The organism is Paenibacillus sp. FSL R10-2199 (assembly GCF_038000235.1).
Taxonomy (GTDB): Bacteria; Bacillota; Bacilli; order Paenibacillales; family Paenibacillaceae; genus Paenibacillus_AQ; species Paenibacillus_AQ phytohabitans.
Window position 1 is genome coordinate 883,982 of record NZ_JBBOBO010000002.1, and the last position, 17,530, is coordinate 901,511.

Genomic DNA, 17,530 nt, shown 5'->3' on the forward strand with positions numbered 1-17,530 from the left:
ATTAAATTTTATTTTGGAAAAAATGAAGCAGCTCCGAGGACAAATATCCCCGGATCTCAGGCTCCGTACGCTCCTCCAGCAACTGTACCAGTTCGGAATTAAGCAGCAAAGCGCTGATCTCGCTGAGCACCTCCAGACTCTCCTTGGACAGTCTGCGCGGAGCCAGCATAAGCAGAATCACTCTAACCTCAGTGTCTCCCTCCAGAATCACAGGCTGGCGCAGCCGGTACAACGTAAGCGATGACAGATGAATATGGCTGCTCCGGGTGTGGAAAAGCGCCAGCCCCGTGTCCGGTATTACCTGACTGGTCATCCGCTCCCGCTCCAGCAGGCGCTCCAGCACAATGTCCGCATCCCCAATTACGCCGCTTCCATTCAGCAGTGCCAGCATTTCCACCAGTGTTGCAGACAAATCCATATCCTTGTTGTCAATGGGATGGAACCGGAACCGCTCCAGCAGGCTGACCATTTCATCAAGAATCCCCTTGTAGCTCTTCAGCCGCTCCAGTGAAGCCTCATCCCGCATAGTCCGGTCCTGCTCACCTAATGGGCCTGATTCCCGCTCACGCAGCGTTGTATTCTGAATATAATTCAGCAGTTTCTCTATCTCTTCCCCTGTGAGCAGGGGGCTGATTTTGATATAACGTTCCTTATCAATCGGCAGATCAATGGTAGATATAATCAGGTCGTAGTCCACATCCGGCAGCCGTGCGGCTTCATACCAGGAAATATTGCCGAGAATCTCAATCTGCGGCATTTCTTTGGTCAGCCGGGTAGCCAGCAGACGGGAGGAGCTGAGTCCGCTGGCACAGACCAGAATGGCTCTGACATTACGCCTTAGCTGATTAAGCCGCTCGACGGAAGCCCCGAAATGCATCACCAGAAATCCGATTTCTTCATCCGGAATTTCAAGCTCAAGCTGCATATCCTCTACGGAGGCACGGACGATGTTGAACAGATACTCATAATCCCGGCGGATCGGCCCAAGCAGCGGATTGCGGATGCGTGTGCCTTCCCGAATCCGCTTCAGGGCGGGATCGATATGCTCCAGCAATCCTTCGCGCAGGGAACGGTCACTCTGGAAAGGAAGCCCTGTCCGTTTGACCACACTCTCCGTCAGCTTGTAGACGATCTCCATTAACTCAATATCGCCGTAGGCAAAGCCGGCAGAAGAGAATGAATCCTGCACCCGGTCGAATAATCCAGCGATATACAAGACCTCTGCCCGAGGAATTTCCATCCCAAGCGCCGCTCCGAGCTGCTGGACAAAGTTCTCGGACCCGGCAATGTTGCGGTGATCAGACATTCTGGAATACCCCGCTTCTTCACCGCTGTCAATGCTCCGGCCAATTTCAATCCGCCTGGTCGTCACGGCTAGACCCAGCAGCATTTCCATGTAGACAATTTCCGGAAGCTCAGCGGTCCATTTCCATTCCATATCCCACAGGGTATTCTCTACCTCCATGAGATTGGATTTCCCTACCGTAGACAACAGAACACGGAAGACCGGGTTGCTCTCGGTCTGGGAGCCATGGCCAACCAGATCAGACAGATCCAGATGCTCGGCGGCCAGCCGGCCAATCGCCCGGCGCTTATCGATCTCACTGCCGGTGATTTCAACGCCGTAGCCTCTTCTGCGGACCAGCTCCAGGCCGAATTTACGGACCCATTGCTCCAGTTCATCCAGATCGTAACTTACAGAAGCGACTGTTACCTTAAGTGAATGCGCGAGCGTGAACAGCTTCACCGGCTCTTCCGCCTCCAGCAGGGCGCAGAGCTCATACACCTTGCGGTCTTCTCCAGAATATTCCGCCGGCTTCTCTTCCCGCAAAAACAGGCGCAGCTCCGCAAGACCGGCCTCCGGGCCGTTCAATTGTATGCCTTTTCCCGATTTTTTGATCAGATTCACACCAAAATTCTTCAGCGCAGACTCTATGTCCTCCATCTCCCGGTGAACGGTTCTTACACTCACACCGGTAGCCTCAGCGATTTCAGCAGCCGTAATTTCTCCGCTGACTCCGAGCAGAAGCCATATAATCTGGCGCTGTCTGGCGGTAATTTTCCTCATATTCCGCGAACACCCTCCGCCCTACACCAAGTAGAAACGGCTATGCCGTCCTCTAAGGGACGGCATCCGTTTCAGCAAGAAATATAAGGTAAAGTATAGTGGAACATATACTTTCTTATATTTGGGGACAAACGCTGGCTTTGGCGGCCAGCGTCTCCTTATTTGACATTATGCTTATTAATTTATCTTACACTTCTGCGTCTTACTTCAAACGTTCCACGAGCTCATCATATTTCGGGCTCTTCAGGAAGTTGTCGATCGAGATGTGCTCAGCGTTTGGATTCACGGCAATGGCACGGTCAGTAAGTGTCTTCTGCGTAACTACGATGTCGGCATCCGCAGGAATTTCACTGACAGCAGAGTTCACAACCGTAATGTTAACCCCTGCGCTTTGCAGTTTCTTGCGCAGGACGGAAGCGCCCATCGCACTGGAACCCATCCCTGCGTCACAAGCGAAGACGATTTTGTTCACATTGGCTTTAGTGCGTACATTAGCAGCTACAGTAGTTGCAGTTGCCGCAGTTTGAGCTGCAGTTCCGGCAGATTTCATGTCTTTCACCTTGGCTGCTGCTTCCTCAATATCCATTTCTTCTTCGTCGTTCTTCTTAACAGTCTTCAACAACAGGGCTGCAAGAGCGAAGGACACGACGGTTGCAACGATAACCCCGGCCAGCATTGGAAGATATCCGCCCTTAGGTGTCATCGCGAAGTATGCAAAGATACTGCCTGGAGAAGGAGAAGCTACAAGACCTGCACCCAGCATCTGGAAGGTGAATGTACCGGATACACCGCCACCGATAACGGCAAGGATCAGACGCGGGTTCATCAGGATGTAAGGGAAGTAGATTTCATGAATACCGCCCAGGAAGTGAATGATGATTGCGCCCGGTGCGGAAGATTTAGCAGAGCCTTTACCAACCAGCCAGTAAGCAAGCAGGATACCAAGACCTGGACCAGGGTTCGATTCAAGCATGAATAGAATAGATTTACCTACCCGTTGTGATTGTTCAAGCGCGATTGGTCCAAGTACACCATGGTTGATCGCATTGTTCAGGAACAATACTTTGGCTGGCTCAATGATAATATTGATGAGCGGCAGCAGATTATGATTTACCAGGAACTCAACACCATTGGACAATATGTTGGTCAAGCCTTCAACCAGAGGTCCAATACCTTTAAGTGCTCCAACGGATAGTAGGCCACCGATAATACCAAGTGAGAAGTTATTAACGAGCATTTCGAAGCCGGCTTTGATTTTGCCGTCAACCGCTTTGTCAAATTGCTTCAATACCCAGCCAGCCAGCGGACCGACCAGCATAGCTCCAAGGAACATCGGAATAGAGGATCCGACAATAACCCCCATTGTAACTACTGCCCCGATAACACCGCCGCGTTTGCCGTGAACCATCTGACCGCCGGTATATCCGATCAGCAGCGGAAGCAAATATTTGATCATTGGATCAACCAGAGCTGCTAGGCTTTCATTTGGATACCAGCCGGTTGGAATAAATAATGCTGTAATTAACCCCCATGCGATGAATGCGCCGATATTCGGCATAACCATACCGCTGAGCATGCGTCCGAATTGCTGGACTTTTACCCGCGCACCACCGGATGAAGTTTGCTGAGTTGCCGTTGTGGCCATTTAAAATGCCCCCCTAATTAATTGAATGAGACCCCTTCGTTTACTTCTTTGTGAAAGGTTATCTCCTATGAACACATCGTAAATCAAAGCGCTTTCTTTGTCACCAAATTGAAAACACGGTTTCGTCATGAATGTTGTTGACATCATTTAAGAGTTCCTGCCAAGGGGCTTAAGTATGGTGTTTTCACTACTCCGAATGACCTATTGCTGGCCTGTTAATAAGGATACTCCGCTCTGTTGACAAAACCTTCTGTCCGCCGCATTCCCCTTTTAGGATGCACCCGAATACCGTTATTTATCATATCCGCCAGCCTCGCCGCACAAAATAACCGCACAAAGTTGCTGGATTGCCAGTTGCTACTTATGCTCCTCATTTCTTCTAGGGATGCAAATTGTATTCGGTTTTTCGCATACATTTGGCCCGGTTATTCTCGCAGTAGCTCATTGTGTTCGGTTTTTCGCATACATTTGCCCGGTTACCCTCGCAGCGGCTCATTGTATTCGATTTTTTGCATACATTTGGCCCGTTTACCCTCGCAGCAGCACATTGTATTCGGTTTTTCGCATACATTTGCCCGGTTACCCTCGCAGTAGCTCATTTTGTTCGGTTTTTCACATACATTTGGTCCGGTTACGCTTGCAGTAGCGCATTGTATTCGGTTTTTCGCATACATTCGGCCCGTTTACCCTCGCAGAATATCATGATTTCCAAACAACAAAAAAACTGCCTCCTTTATGAGGACAGCCTTGTCTTGTGATGTTTGTCATGCGTATCATACTTAGTTCTCGTTCTCAAATCATATCCAGCGGAACCTTCCATGACGGCTGCGGAAAAGCATCGTCCAGCTGCCAAAGCTCATCCGACGTAAGCACAAGCTTGCCGGCGGCTGCATTCTCTTCCACATGCTGGCGGGTGCCCGCCTTGGGAATCGCCATCACCTCTGCTTCACGGATGCTCCAGGCGAGCAGAATCTGCAGCGGAGTCGCTTCATGGTCCCGGGCAATCCTCTGCACGGTTTCATTCTCCGTCAATCCTTTTCTCAGCGTTCCCGCCTGGGCCAGCGGAGAATACGCCATTACCGGAATCTTGTGTCCGCTCAGCCATGGCAGCAGCTCATGCTCAATGCCTCTGGAGCCGAGATGGTAGAGCACCTGGTTCACTGCGCAGTGATTGCCGCCGGGAATACGCAGCAGCTCCTGCATGTCGGGCGTATCGAAATTGGAGACGCCCCAGCGCGCGATTTTGCCGGAAGCGACCAGAGCCTCCATTCCCTCTACAGTCTCCTCAAGCGGAAGAGTCCCCCGCCAGTGAAGCAGGTACAGATCCAGATGATCGGTGCCCAGCCGCTTCAGGCTTGCTTCACAGCTGCGGATTAGTGCGGCTCCTGCAGCATTATGCGGATAGACCTTGGAGACCAGGAACACCTTGTCACGGATTCCCTGCACCGCTTCACCGACAAGCTCCTCGGAACGGCCGTCTCCATACATTTCAGCGGTATCAATCAGATTCATTCCCAGCTCAACACCGTGGCGCAATGCAGCAATTTCTTCAGCCCGGTTTGCTGCATGCTCGCCCATGGTCCAGGTTCCCTGGCCCAGTCTGGGCAGCACAGCTCCGTCCGGCATAAGGATAGTATCAGATACAGGTTTGCTCATAATAATGGAAGTCTCCTTATAGGATGAATGGTGTGGCTTGCTACTTACTATACTTACCATATTAACCTTCCCGAAACATCCGGCAAGTGTCCAAATCATAAACTTTCAGCAGAGGCAGCGAAATCAGCCGATCAGCTTTAGCCCGGCTACAGCTCCAAGAATCAGCACAATGCAGAAAATGCGCCGCGGATCGCGGGCCTCACCATAGAACACCATACCCATAATCGCCGCTCCAGACGCGCCAATCCCTGTCCAGATTGCGTAAGCTATCCCCATCGGCAGGCTCTCCATCGCCAGTGAAAGCAGCAGGAAGCTTGCACCAAAACCGAGCACAAGCAGGCCTGCAGACTGCCAGTTGCGGTTCTTATGCAGCTTACCAATCATGGCCACCCCGAACATTTCACATAACCCGGCAGCAATCAACATTACCCATGCCATATTAATTCAGCTCCTTTGCTTGCTTATCCGGCCCATCCGCAGGCGTGGCCAGCTTCAGACCGACGACTCCGGCCAGCAGCACCAGTACCAATATCAGCTTCAGCGGACGCAGCGGCTCACCGAACAGGATTCCTCCGGCCAGAACGGTTCCCGCAGTCCCGAGCCCGACAAATACAGCGTAGACTGTACCGACCGGCAGCCTGCCGCTGGCCCATATGAGGGCGTAGAAGCTGACCAATATTGCTACTATCGTTATCGCCCATTCCCAGGGGGCCACAGCGTGCTTCAGCCCGATTACCCATACCACTTCAAAGCAGGCGGCACCTGCAATCATTGCCCATGACTTGCTGTTGTTATTTTTGCTCATTTCTCTTCTGCCTCCTGAAAATAAAATAAGCCCGGAAGGTTATCGTCGTATGACGATACCTCCCGGGCTTTTATCCCTCCGTGTATACACGGCCATGGTACACTCCGTGCGTTCTCCCTCGGACCAGACCAGTATCGCACAACAGCTGCGGAACCCTAGAGAACAAATAAAGCATTATTAAGTTACATCGTATGTTAGCAAATTGCGCTGCGAAAAGCAACCCCTATATTCTTCCGGCACCGCTGCTGCGTCTTACTCCTGTCCGGCCAACACGTTCAATTCACGCAAATCCTCAGCCAGATCGGCTTCGGTATATTTTCCCTGGCCGAAGCCGATCAGCGCGCGCAGCGGCATGTATTTCATCATGGCCAGGAACATTTCGGGATTATCTCCCATCGCTTCTTCCATCCCGAAGATACTGCCGTAATTCTTGGCTTTGCCCTCAGTGAGCGGATTCGCCAGCAGATCACCAACCGTAGAGTTACGGTGGAACCTTACGGCCAGTTTCGTCGTCGATACTACCTCCAGCTCTGCGGTGAGGCGGATATCCCGTGAGGATGAGCCTACGGCGATAGTGAACACTCCGCTCTCCACATGCCAGTCGGCCAGCTTCACATTGTAATAGGCAAAGGAGCGCTTATCCAGTGTAAAGGTTACCTCGCGCTCTTCCCCCGGCTGCAGTTCAATCTTGTCGAAGCCCTTCAGCTCCTGCAGCGGACGGATTACGCTGCTCTCTACATCGCTGACATAGAGCTGCACGGTTTCTTTACCTGTTCTGCTGCCGGTGTTCTTAACAGTGACCGAAACCTGTACGGTGTCCGTATCCCTGATGCTGGTCTGATCCAGCGACAAATTGCTGTACTCGAATTCTGTATAGCTGAGTCCGAAGCCGAACGGGAACAGCGGCTCAATTTCTTTTTTATCATAATAGCGGTAGCCTACAAACAAACCTTCCTTATACTCCACAGTATCGCCTTCCCCGGGGAAGTTCAGGAATGAAGGATTGTCGCTCAGCTTCTGCGGGAACGTCTCCGCCAGCTTGCCGCTTGGGCTTACTTCACCAAAGAGCAGATCGGCCACCGCGCCGCCAAAAGCCTGCCCCCCGAGATATCCTTCCAGCACGGCCTTCGTCTGCGGCAGCCAAGGCATTTCTACAGGAGATCCGTTGCTAAGCACCACGATAATGTTACTCTGAACCTCAGCCACAGCATGGATCAGCGCCAGATGGCTCGCCGGAAGCGACAGATGGCTGCGGTCATATCCTTCCGATTCATAGCGGTCAGGCAATCCGAGGAACAGCACGGCAGCATCCGTCTTCCTTGCTGTATCCCGGGCTTCCTGCAGCAGCTCCTCATTAACCTCATCGCTGGCCAGCTCATACCCCTGTGCGTAGAGGAAGCTTGCCGCATCACCAGCAACCGCCTGCATCTCGATGAAAGCATCATCCAGCTTCGTCGGATTCACATGCGAGCTGCCGCCGCCCTGATAGCGCGGTGTCTTGGCGAATTCACCGATGATTGCAAGTGTGCCGCTCTTCGCGAGGGGCAGAATGCCATCCTCATTCTTCAGCAGCACCATGCTCTCCCGGGCCACCTCACGTGCGAGCGCATGATGTTTGTCCTGATCGAAGACTGCCTCTTCGTCCCGGCTGTCCGCACTCTTGAAGATAAAGGCCAGCATCCGCTCTACCGCAAGATCCAGAGTCTCCACGGACAGCTCCCCGTTGTTCACTGCAGCTACGATCTTGGCGTCGCCGATGCCTCCGCTTGACGGCATTTCCAGCTCCAGACCCGCCTGCAGCGCCTTCACCCGCTCATTGACCGCGCCCCAGTCGGACACAACAAAGCCTTCAAAGCCCCACTCGTCGCGAAGCACTTGCGTCAGCAGCTTGTGGCTCTCTGAAGCATACTCACCGTTCACCTGGTTATAGGAACACATAACGCTCCAAGGCTGGCTCTGCTTCACCGTGCCTTCGAAGCTGGCCAGATAAATCTCGCGCAGGGTCCGCTCATCAATAACGGCATCCACGGACATCCGGCGGTGTTCCTGATTATTGGCGGCAAAATGCTTCAGTGAAGTGCCGACACCCTGGCTCTGCACTCCCTTCACATGATACGCGGCCATCTCCGAAGCCAAATAAGGATCTTCCGAGAAATATTCAAAGTTCCGGCCATTCAGTGGTGAACGTTTGATATTATTGCCCGGCCCGAGCAGAACGGCGACATTCTCGACCTGACACTCAACCCCCAATGCCTCGCCTACCCGGGCAATCAGCTTACGGTCCCAGGAAGAAGCCAGACCCGCTGCTGACGGAAAACAAGTCGCCGGTACGCTGTTATGCAGGCCCAGATGGTCCGCACTTCCCTGCTGCTTGCGGAGACCATGAGGCCCGTCCGTTACCATCAGTGAAGGAATGCCCAGCCGTTCAATGCCTTTGGTATTCCAGAAATCATGTCCGGAGCAAAGTCCGGCTTTCTCTTCAAGTGTCATTTGTGAAATAAGCTGCCGGATATCCGCCGCTGTTGCCGTTGCCATAATGTAGCCCTCCTAAGAATGCGTTTTCTTTTCTTTATTTTAAACGACTTGTTCCGGAATTTATGGCATTTTAATTGGATTTTTGGTAATTTGATTATATGAGAAAAGGAAGTGTTAGTTATGCCCGAGGACATGGAAGAACGCGAAGGAATAGAATATATCTGCAAGCTGATATATGAGGCTTACCGGGTTCCGGTCATGTGGCTGGATGCCGCAGACACTCCCCAGCTGACCCTGCCTCCAGCATTCGAATGCCGCCAGGCCGTCCAGGGAGATCACGGCCTGCTTCTCGAGGTCATGGATATGGCACGCAGGAGCAGTCATGCGGCAACGGCTGCCGGGAAGGCTGCCCGCATGACTGCTCCGCCGTATCTGCATACCACCGGCTTCCTGGAGAATTTCATCATTCTCCAGCTGCCTGAAGCAGATCGCACCGGTGGGGCCATCGTCATCGGTCCGGTACTAAGCGCACCGGTCACCGGAGATAACGCGGCCAGTCTGATGCGCGATTACAACATTCCGCCGGGGCAGCAGGATGGCTGGCTGCAGTATTACCGCAGCTTGCCCGTGCTCAGCCGGATGCGCTGGTATCACGCAGCGCTGCTGCTCTACACCCTCGCTACCGGTGAGGCATTGTCCATTACGGAGCTGCTGCTGGCTGCGGGCAAGGCGGATCAGTCTGGCCCGCAGCCGGATGACAGCCCGGATCTGGACCTGTCCTACCGCCGCGAGAACACCTGGCTGCACCATGATCCGATGCTGGAGCGGGAGATGTTCCGCTATATCCGGAACGGGGACAAAGCAGGGCTGCTGCGGACCCAGGCTTCTTTTTCGGAAGAGAGCTACGGACGGTTGTCGAAGAAAAGCCAGCTGCGCAGCAAAAAAAATCTGGCCGTCTCCTCCATTACACTTGCGACACGCGCAGCGATCGAAGGCGGGCTGTTCTGGGAGATTGCCTATACCCTCAGCGACTTTCACATCCAGCATATTGAAGAGCTTCACGATATTCCGGCCGTGGACCGCGCCCAGCTTGCCGCTCTCTGTGACTTCGCCGACCAGGTGCTGGGCAGCCGCAGTTCGAAGCTCTCCCGCATCTCCGCGCTGTGCCAGAATTATATATACAATCATTTATATGAAGAGATTCCGCTCAGCAGGCTGGCCGAATTCACCGGACTGAACGCCAGTTATCTGTCCCAGCTGTTCAAAAAAGAGACCGGAACCGCCATCAGCGATTATATCCGGCAGGAGCGGATCGAAGAAGCCAAACGGCTGATGGAGCTGCCCGGCATTACGCTGTCGGACATCGCCTCCCGTCTGCATTTCAACGACCAGAGTTATTTCACCAAAGTGTTCAAGAAATACACGGGCCTCACTCCCGGACAATACAAGCAGGATTCAGAGCGGTTCTCCCGCTTCACCTAAGCAGACAGCTGAAATAAGCTTCTGATTATTCCGAGTTATTCCGCGCCTGCGCTCTGCCTTTCCGTACAATCACAGCATAGATTTGCAAAATTATGGTATGATCCGGTTAAGGACGCTTTTATACTTTCTTACAAAGGAGCGATTCAGCATGATCGGTAGCATTGTATTTGTTGGAGTAGTTGTATATGTCGCTGTGCTGGGGATTAATCACAGTAATCGTCTTCAACGCAAGAACAGGCATTACGGGAACAGAAATAATTCCGCTGATAATTATTTCTTTCCGGGGCCAGATCTGAACAACTCTGCCGGGGACAGCCGCAGCGATGATCACCGTCACAATGACGGGCACAGCGGAGCCAGCCATCACCACGGGCATCACAACCACAGCCATGGCGGCAGCAGCTGGGATAGCGGCAGCCATCACGGCGGCCACGGCGGCTGGGACAGCGGCGGTCATGGAGGACATGGCGGCGGCGATTTCGGTGGTGGTGGTGGCGATTCCGGCGGTGGTGGTGGCGATTCCGGCGGTGGTGGCGATTCCGGCGGCGGCGGTGGCGGCGATTGACTGAACAATAGAGTCTCCTCTAGGCCATGAATGGGCTGCTTGGGAGGCTTTTTGTGTATGAGCATGATGGTTCGGGCGGGCGTTTGGCAGGAAAGGACGTTCCGCGTGCTACTCCTTAATTACACCGCCATGAAACATACATTCATAGACCATTATATCTCCGGCCCAAATCACCTCTGACCCGTTGAACCAGGAGAAGTCCCCGTCTACTGAGCATTTATAGATGAGATGGCCATCCGTATAATGCTCCGGACCGCGGAAGGGTTTATCCTCCGGCACCAGGAACAATGCGGCTTTCAGGAAGTCTCCGCTGAAGCCTTCCGCGGTCACACGCCCGGCGTAATTCATCGCCCACAGCGGCTGGTCATCCTCCCACAAGGCTTCCTCTCCGGCAAACTTCTCCGAACCGAGGTAGGTGTCTATGTATTTCAAGTTCCCGCGCACAAATTCCAGATCATGAGACGCCGGACGGGACGGGGTTAACTCCGGACCCTTACCTGCATAGGTTGCTTGCTTGGCCTCCATCAGAAACTTGATCTTGTCCATCATAACTATCATCCTCCCGGAAAGTTAATCCAACCACTCCATAATAGAACATACGTTCTGTACAGTCAGTGACTTATCTCCTAATATATGTATCTAAATTGGGGGGACTTAAAAATGTACCGGGCATGAGTGACAGGCCACTGGGAAGCAAGGTGTACTTGAGCTGGCACTGCGGAGTGCATAGCGGATAGTTGTATTTCGTACAGCTAAAAACCGGCGAATAACCGCATGAGCAGGAATAACTGCATTCTGTACAGCTAAAAAACGGAAAAGTGTCCTTTTATGGCATAGGAGAGTTAAATAAGTGTACAGAGTGCAATTAAACCTCCGCCTGCACAAAAATAGCCTACTTTTTGTACAAATTACAGTTATCCCATGAACAGGGGTACGCTAAGGAAGGAATTACTATCCAATCCAATTAAAAAGCCCCCGAACTGCACGAAGGCAATTCAGAAGCTTTTTGGACATCACATATAATAGTTAGCTTAAGCTGTAATAATCTGCTACGCCCTATCTTTTACAAAGTAAACTGAAAGCGGCTGAGCAATACCTCACCAGTAAATACCAGATACACATCGTCGGTTCCGGCATCTACACCCGCAATCGCGGACTGGCTATGCCATTTCTGGGCTTCGCCTGCCGGGATCTCCAGCGTTGCTGCCAGCTTGCCTGACGGACTGCCGGTTCTGACTTCAATGCTGCCGCCCTTCACGGAAGATACGAGCACTTCGACGCCAGCTGCGCCTTTGGCAAACTGTACATTATTGAAGGCAATCCAGGCCCCATCCTTCACCGGATGTACCGAAGCTCCGCCTGCCTTGCATTCATCCAGGAATACCGCTTCATAGTCATCGTAGTTCTCGGCTTTGACGGCTGTGTACAGGTTACGCGCCGGTACGGTGTCACCGTGTACTCTAATCTTGGCCGACAGCTTGATATCGCCGGAGGAACGGCCCACGAGAATGTTATATTCTCCATCTTCCACACAGTATTGCTCACGGCTTACATCCCAGAAGGAGAGATCAGACACCGGCAGAGTAAAGGCTACGGTCTGCGATTGTCCTGCGGCCAGATAGATTTTGTCAAAACCCTTCAGCTGCTTGAGCGGGCGTCTGATACGGGTCGACAAGGACTGCACATACACCTGAACCACTTCAGCGCCGTCTACGCTGCCGCTGTTCTCCAGCTCTACCGTCAAGCTGATCGTGCCATCCTCCTGCACTTCTTCTGCTTCCAGCGACAGCTTGTTGTAAGCCACCTGCGCATAGCCCAGACCATGGCCGAACGGATACAGCGGCTCCCCGTCGAAATACAAGTAGGTTCTTTTGCCTTTGATGATGTCGTAGTCCATGAATTCCGGAAGCTGATCCACAGAGCGGTACCAGGTCATATTCAGTCTGCCGGATGGGCTGTAATCGCCGAACAGGACATCTGCCACCGCATTGCCGAGCTCTTGCCCGCTATGGGAGGTGTACAGCACCGCCGGAATATGCTCATCGATCCAGGTGGAGGAGATCGGATAGCTGCCGACAATGACAACCACCGTATTCGGATTGGCGGCATAGACCGCTTTAACCAGGTTCTCCTGCTCTACGGGCAACACGATATCCGGCCGGTCAATCTCTTCCTTCCCGTTCAGCAGCGGATGGTTGCCGACGAATACGACCGCAACCTCGGCGGCTTTGGCCGCTTCTACCGCAGCTTCTACGCCGTTCACTACAACGTTCTTATGGAATAGCTCAGCTGCGGCAGATGTTTCTTCTTCAGCAGCGCGAATGGTTCCGTCCTCATCACTAATAAATAGCGGCTTATTGTTCCAGGTCCGCAGCGATACCGTACCTTCCGCTTCCGGCACCAGATTCAGCGACTCCTTCACATACCAGCCGTAGATCTCATCAGCGGAAGCTGTCAGTGTGCCGGCATCCGTCAAGGTGACATACTGCCCCCGGCTTGTAGCCTCCAGGGTATTAGCGGTCCAGCCCCAAGCCGTATGGCGGAACAATTCTCCGCGCTCCGGCTTGTCATGCAGCACAGCCAATCGTCCATCTTCGCCGGTAATGCCCACCGTCCGGCCGCTGGCCGCTGAGGTTAAGAGAATCCGGTCACTGCCGCTCTCGAAGGAGACCTGCTTGCCTGCCAGCTTCTTGGTCACTCCCTGCAGAGGTGTCACCGCATACGGCAGTGTGCCGGAATACCAGTCTCTGAAGGCTTCGTCCCCCAGCGGGCCGATTACGGCTACCTTGGACAGCGCGGATGCACTCAGCGGGAGGGCTGCGTTGTCATTCTTCAGCAGGACAATGGATTCTTTGGCCGCTTCAAGAGACAAGTCGCTATGCGATTTACTGAGAATGACGGAATCATCAATTGCCGCATAAGGATTACCTTCCTCCGGATCGAACTCACCCAGCCGGAAGCGGATGCGGAATGTGTTCGCCAGCGCACGGTCCAGATCTGCCTCGGTCAGCAGGCCTTCATGGAGCGCCTCATGGATGACTTTAATGGTCTCCTCCGTCTCTTCAGTTACACTGTCAATCCCGTTCTTGATCGACTCAGCCATCGACTGGGCGAATGAATCGTAATACTTATGGTCCTTCACAATCCCGAACAGGTCCCCGGCATCGCTTACAATGAACCCGTCCATTTCCCATTCACCCTTCACAATCTCCATCACGGCCGGGTGCAGGATAACCGGCACGCCATTCACGGAGTTGTAGGCGGTCATCATGGATTGTGCTCCGCCTTCCTTGAAGGCCGGCTTGAAGGCTTCCAGATAATATTCACGCATATTCCGCGGATCAATGCTGGATGAAGCCACACCGCGGTCAATTTCATTGTTGTTGCCGAGGAAATGCTTAAGGGTTGCTACCGCTTTCAAATACACCGGATGATCGCCCTGGATGCCTTTGACAAGCGCGGTGCTCAGCTGTCCCGTCAGCTCAGGATCTTCCCCGTAGGCTTCCTCTGTTCTGCCCCAGCGCGGGTCCCGCTCCATATCCACGGTTGGTGCCCATAAGGTCAGGCCGTTAACGGTTGGATTCTTCCGGTAGAACGCCCGGGCCTCATCGCCGATCGCTGAACCGATCCGCTGCAGCAGCTCCGGGTTCCAGGTACAGGCCAGTCCGCTTGGCTGCGGGAATGAGGTTGCTTTGCCCAGCCACGAAATCCCGTGCGCCCCTTCCGTACCATGCTTGTAACCGCCTACACCAAGACGGTCAATCGCCGCCTGATATTGCGGCATCAGACTTACCTTCTCCTCCAGCGTCAGCCGGGAGAGCAGATCCTGAACACGTTCATTCAGCTGTACTTCAATTTGTATAAACGGATATGTAGCTGTTTCCATTAATAATCGCTCCTTCAATCTTTATGATAACGGTTTCATCTCATCCAAAGCCAGGCGTTCACAATCCTCCGCACAGCCCGGTTGTTCTATCCTTCCCCATCATAAAAGATTAGCGCTTACAGCAACACCTGAACAATTGACATAAAAATCAGTTCATAATTAGAGAATCACCAGCTGAAATCAGGAGTTGCCGGGCTGCGGGGGATCTCCGTGCGGATAATGAAACTTCAGCGCATCGGCCGACAATCCGGTAAATTTAAGGTCCCCGCTCGTAATTACATAATCCCCTTCCGGCTTGTTCTCCAGCGGCCGCTTGCGGATCTCTTTGGGGGAGATGCCGTACCTGGCCTTGAATACTTTGTGGAAATAGGAATAGGTCGCGAAGCCGCAGGCATTCGCAATATTCTCCAGACTGAAGTCGGTATAACGGATACGCTCCAGGGCGTTCGACAGCCGGATTTCCTGCGTGTATTGAATGATGGTATACCCCGACAGCTCTTTGAAAAGATGCACCGCACGCGACACGCTGAGCCCGGCATGATCCGCAACATCCTCTACCCGCAGCGGACTGAGCGCATGCTCGTTAATGTAGCGGCGCATTCTCATCACCATTTCATTGGACCGCTTCGGCGCATCCTCAACATTGGCGGCTTCCACCGACAAGCGGTCAAGCGACAGGCAGAGCGCGCAGAGCAGATGGCGGATCAGCTCGGGGCTGTCCTGGACGATCCGGTGCTGCTCCATGCTGAGCTGCTGCCACAGGGACAGCATGCCGGCATCCAGATGGATCCGCTGATGCAGCAGACGGGGCCGCGATTCCCACCACTGCTGAATCCACGAGCCTTCACAGAGCAGGTAATAATCGCCGCTCTCAATCCTGCCGTCCATTTCCTCCACCACCAGATGATAAGGCTCTCCGGGCTGATAGATGAGCAAATCGCCGGGTTGAATGGTTGTCATTCTCCCGTTGACCAGCGCCTTGCAGCTGCCTACCACCTGCAGCCGGAAGAGGAAGAACGGCGGGGGAGTGAATGAGGTTTTGAAGGGCAGCGTATGAAAAGAATACGCGCAGGCATGCAGTCTCACGTCCACAATCGTCACCATCCCAGCCAAATAGTATATTTTTATGATCAGATAAAACATTCAATATTCCCAAATAATTAACTATACTATAACCAAATCAAAGATAAGTCCGCAAGCTTATGCCGAAAGGAACTCCACTGCCTCCATGTTGAAAAGAACCTATGCTCTGCTTCTGATTCCAACCTATCCGATATTCATGCTCTGCATGCTGCTTCAGGGAATGGCCATCTCAATCAGTGCCCCATTCCTGGCTGTCTACTTCACGGAAGAGCTTGGCGTATCCGCCGGAACCTTCGGAATCTTCACTGCCGTGACGCTCATCAGCGGTGTCGTTATAAGTATGTTAATTGCCAAACGCTCGGATACCGGCCTGAGCCGCCGCAAGCTTATGGTCATCTGCATGACGTTTAATGCCATCGCTTTTGCCGGATATATATTTATTCATGACTTCTACCCGCTGCTGATCTATATGACTGTGTTCACCGCAGCCGGTGCCCCGGCGATGCCGCAATTATTCGCTAGTAGCAGGGAAGCTGTGAACGCCAGCGCGTCCGCTGACCATGCCTTTGCTAATTCTACCTTACGCTCTATGTTCTCACTCGGATTCATCAGCGGTCCGCTGGCAGGAGCCGTTCTGCTGGGCCATTTCGGTTATCAGGGTGTGTTTCTGTCTACCACCATAATTTTCTTACTCAATGCGCTGCTTGTATTTAGTTTCGTACGTTTATCCGCAGCCGCAGCCGTCAGACAGGCCAGCAAAAGTGTACATAAGCCGGTACGGCTGCACCGGAATACCCGGGTGCTGGTGCCTTTTCTCGTCCTGACCCTGCTCTATGCCGGACACTGGGCCAACAACCTGAACATTTCACTCTTCATCATCAATACGCTTGGAGGCAATACGCAGAATGTGGCTTCGGTTGCAAGTATATGCGCACTGCTGGAAATTCCGTTCATGTTCGTGCTTGGCTTGTTATCCGCCAAATATTCTAACAAGCTGCTGATGGGCTGGGGAATCGCGCTCGGTGCAGTCTATTACCTGCTGGTGCTTGGAGCCGGAGAGCTGTGGCAGCTCATTGCCGGACAGGTGCTGCTGGCTTTCTTCGTAGCCGTAATCTCAGCGATTGGAATCAGCTATATCCAGGACCTGCTGCCGGACCTCCCGGGCTACGCATCAACGCTGTATACCAATGCTACAACGATTGGCAGACTGACCGGAAGCCTGGCAGGCGGAGCAGCCGCACAGTGGGTCGGCTACCGGCATTCTTACTGGCTGTGCCTGATCCTTATTGTATGTTCACTGGGACTGCTGCTATGGCCGCAGCGTTCCCCGGAAGAGAAGATTACCCATCAGATGGCATCCTGACAGGAGGAATTCCTATGCAAATACTACTCATTGACGATAACCCTCATGTACGTGATCGCCTGAAGCACATGCTGGAGCTGCTCTTCCCCGAAGCGGCGGATATTCTGGAATCCGGCTGCGAGCCTTCAGCCCTGCGGCTTATTCAGAAGCATAGGCCTGAACTCATTATTACAGATGCCAGGCTGCTGCTGCTTAGCGAAGATATGCCGCTCGACCAGTGGTATGATCAGCAGACAAACGGCAGAATCATCGTCACCAGCAGCCATGAATTTGTCCTGAAGGCCTTCTGCCAGGGGGGCATCGATTCTCTGCTGAAGCCTATTGAACTTGGTGCGCTGGAAGAAGTACTGTTTGGATCAGCAGGCATGAGCGGCGGTTATGATCATCCCTATCTCGAACAAGCGGAGCTCCAGCGCTCAGACCAGATGATATGACCTAAAATTACGGCAGGACACAAAAAGAGACCGGCGGTGAACGATCCGCTGATCTCTTTTTCAATATA

At 53.1% G+C, this 17,530-nt stretch carries 13 protein-coding genes and 1 riboswitch; of the genes, 4 read left to right on the forward strand and 9 right to left on the reverse strand.

Annotated features, from left to right (window positions below; translation table 11 throughout):
• Nucleotide 1: 1 nt before the first annotated feature.
• From NYE33_RS31705 to NYE33_RS31730, 6 genes are all read right to left on the reverse strand, one after another.
• Nucleotides 2-2,068 (reverse strand): BglG family transcription antiterminator, encoded by a 2,067-nt coding sequence (locus NYE33_RS31705; protein WP_042134792.1) that lies wholly within the window; start codon nt 2,066-2,068, stop codon nt 2-4.
• 202 nt (nt 2,069-2,270) lie between these two features.
• On the reverse strand, nt 2,271-3,713 hold the full coding sequence (locus NYE33_RS31710; protein ID WP_042134790.1) for a PTS mannitol transporter subunit IICB: 1,443 nt from the start codon (nt 3,711-3,713) through the stop codon (nt 2,271-2,273).
• A gap of 792 nt (nt 3,714-4,505) precedes the next feature.
• Nucleotides 4,506-5,369 carry an aldo/keto reductase gene (locus NYE33_RS31715; RefSeq protein ID WP_341069282.1) on the reverse strand — a complete coding sequence of 288 codons (864 nt, stop codon included), beginning with the start codon at nt 5,367-5,369 and terminating at the stop codon, nt 4,506-4,508.
• Between the two features lie 123 nt (nt 5,370-5,492).
• Nucleotides 5,493-5,807, reverse strand: a complete 315-nt coding sequence (locus NYE33_RS31720; RefSeq protein ID WP_042134787.1) for a DMT family transporter — start codon at nt 5,805-5,807, stop codon at nt 5,493-5,495.
• A 1-nt stretch (nt 5,808) separates the two neighbouring features.
• Nucleotides 5,809-6,174, reverse strand: coding sequence for a DMT family transporter (locus NYE33_RS31725; RefSeq protein ID WP_341069284.1), 366 nt, complete (start codon nt 6,172-6,174; stop codon nt 5,809-5,811).
• A gap of 57 nt (nt 6,175-6,231) precedes the next feature.
• Nucleotides 6,232-6,344: riboswitch (guanidine-I (ykkC/yxkD leader) on the reverse strand.
• Nucleotides 6,345-6,426: 82 nt separating this feature from the next.
• Nucleotides 6,427-8,709: a glycoside hydrolase family 3 C-terminal domain-containing protein gene (locus NYE33_RS31730; protein WP_341069286.1), complete on the reverse strand. Its 2,283-nt coding sequence runs from the start codon at nt 8,707-8,709 to the stop codon at nt 6,427-6,429.
• A gap of 120 nt (nt 8,710-8,829) precedes the next feature.
• Here NYE33_RS31730 and NYE33_RS31735 point away from each other — a divergent pair, with 120 nt between their 5' ends.
• Nucleotides 8,830-10,131, forward strand: a complete 1,302-nt coding sequence (locus tag NYE33_RS31735) for a helix-turn-helix domain-containing protein (RefSeq protein ID WP_052421727.1) — start codon at nt 8,830-8,832, stop codon at nt 10,129-10,131.
• 148 nt (nt 10,132-10,279) lie between these two features.
• Nucleotides 10,280-10,696, forward strand: a complete 417-nt coding sequence (locus NYE33_RS31740) for a hypothetical protein (RefSeq protein ID WP_341069288.1) — start codon at nt 10,280-10,282, stop codon at nt 10,694-10,696.
• Nucleotides 10,697-10,804: 108 nt separating this feature from the next.
• On the opposite strand, the gene NYE33_RS31745 is transcribed toward NYE33_RS31740, so the two are convergent.
• The 3 genes from NYE33_RS31745 to NYE33_RS31755 all read right to left on the reverse strand — a co-directional run bounded on the left by NYE33_RS31745 (nt 10,805) and on the right by NYE33_RS31755 (nt 15,725).
• Nucleotides 10,805-11,245, reverse strand: a complete 441-nt coding sequence (locus NYE33_RS31745; RefSeq protein ID WP_197074341.1) for a DUF5680 domain-containing protein — start codon at nt 11,243-11,245, stop codon at nt 10,805-10,807.
• Nucleotides 11,246-11,759: 514 nt separating this feature from the next.
• Nucleotides 11,760-14,582, reverse strand: coding sequence for a glycoside hydrolase family 3 protein (locus NYE33_RS31750; RefSeq protein WP_341069291.1), 2,823 nt, complete (start codon nt 14,580-14,582; stop codon nt 11,760-11,762).
• A 180-nt stretch (nt 14,583-14,762) separates the two neighbouring features.
• Complete coding sequence (locus NYE33_RS31755; RefSeq protein WP_076242530.1) at nt 14,763-15,725, reverse strand: helix-turn-helix domain-containing protein; 963 nt, start codon at nt 15,723-15,725, stop codon at nt 14,763-14,765.
• A gap of 85 nt (nt 15,726-15,810) precedes the next feature.
• Here NYE33_RS31755 and NYE33_RS31760 point away from each other — a divergent pair, with 85 nt between their 5' ends.
• Both NYE33_RS31760 and NYE33_RS31765 read left to right on the forward strand, forming a co-directional pair.
• The gene (locus tag NYE33_RS31760; RefSeq protein WP_341069294.1) at nt 15,811-17,028 is read left to right on the forward strand and encodes a sugar efflux transporter; all 1,218 of its coding nucleotides are present in this window, start codon (nt 15,811-15,813) and stop codon (nt 17,026-17,028) included.
• A 14-nt stretch (nt 17,029-17,042) separates the two neighbouring features.
• Nucleotides 17,043-17,462 carry a response regulator gene (locus tag NYE33_RS31765; protein WP_042134773.1) on the forward strand — a complete coding sequence of 140 codons (420 nt, stop codon included), beginning with the start codon at nt 17,043-17,045 and terminating at the stop codon, nt 17,460-17,462.
• The last annotated feature ends 68 nt before the right edge of the window (nt 17,463-17,530 follow it).

Excerpts from the sequence above, each read along its gene's own strand:
- NYE33_RS31705 (WP_042134792.1), bottom strand. The coding sequence starts at position 2,068 with ATGAGGAAAATTACCGCCAGACAGCGCCAGATTATATGGCTTCTGCTC.
- NYE33_RS31710 (WP_042134790.1), bottom strand. The coding sequence starts at position 3,713 with ATGGCCACAACGGCAACTCAGCAAACTTCATCCGGTGGTGCGCGGGTA.
- NYE33_RS31715 (WP_341069282.1), bottom strand. The coding sequence starts at position 5,369 with ATGAGCAAACCTGTATCTGATACTATCCTTATGCCGGACGGAGCTGTG.
- NYE33_RS31720 (WP_042134787.1), bottom strand. The coding sequence starts at position 5,807 with ATGGCATGGGTAATGTTGATTGCTGCCGGGTTATGTGAAATGTTCGGG.
- NYE33_RS31725 (WP_341069284.1), bottom strand. The coding sequence starts at position 6,174 with ATGAGCAAAAATAACAACAGCAAGTCATGGGCAATGATTGCAGGTGCC.
- NYE33_RS31730 (WP_341069286.1), bottom strand. The coding sequence starts at position 8,709 with ATGGCAACGGCAACAGCGGCGGATATCCGGCAGCTTATTTCACAAATG.
- NYE33_RS31735 (WP_052421727.1), top strand. The coding sequence starts at position 8,830 with ATGCCCGAGGACATGGAAGAACGCGAAGGAATAGAATATATCTGCAAG.
- NYE33_RS31740 (WP_341069288.1), top strand. The coding sequence starts at position 10,280 with ATGATCGGTAGCATTGTATTTGTTGGAGTAGTTGTATATGTCGCTGTG.
- NYE33_RS31745 (WP_197074341.1), bottom strand. The coding sequence starts at position 11,245 with ATGATGGACAAGATCAAGTTTCTGATGGAGGCCAAGCAAGCAACCTAT.
- NYE33_RS31750 (WP_341069291.1), bottom strand. The coding sequence starts at position 14,582 with ATGGAAACAGCTACATATCCGTTTATACAAATTGAAGTACAGCTGAAT.
- NYE33_RS31755 (WP_076242530.1), bottom strand. The coding sequence starts at position 15,725 with ATGTTTTATCTGATCATAAAAATATACTATTTGGCTGGGATGGTGACG.
- NYE33_RS31760 (WP_341069294.1), top strand. The coding sequence starts at position 15,811 with ATGTTGAAAAGAACCTATGCTCTGCTTCTGATTCCAACCTATCCGATA.
- NYE33_RS31765 (WP_042134773.1), top strand. The coding sequence starts at position 17,043 with ATGCAAATACTACTCATTGACGATAACCCTCATGTACGTGATCGCCTG.